This is a genomic window from Bradyrhizobium sp. MI1.11 (assembly GCF_055811255.1).
Map to the genome: position 1 here is coordinate 1 of NZ_JBVVPM010000242.1, position 266 is coordinate 266.

1 protein-coding gene is annotated in these 266 nt (G+C 56.0%); it reads left to right on the forward strand.

Annotated features, from left to right (window positions below; genetic code table 11):
* On the forward strand, window positions 1-266 hold a 266-nt coding region (locus AC0L30_RS43240), incomplete at both ends, for a transposase (protein WP_473406818.1).

Genomic DNA, 266 nt, shown 5'->3' on the forward strand with positions numbered 1-266 from the left:
CAGATTGAGCTGCTTACAACCCGCATAGAGAAGCTCGACAGAGAGATTTTGGTTGCCGTCAGAAAGGACCCCGATGCAAGGCGTCTGATGAGCATTCCGGGTGTCGGTCCTCTCATCGCCGCTACCGTTCGGACATCGGTTTTGGATGCTCGCAATTTTGCGACTGCACGAGATTTTGCGGCTTGGACGGGGCTCACACCGAGGGCACAGTCGAGCGGCGGAAAAGAAAGGCTCGGCGCGATATCAAAGCGTGGAAATCGGCAACT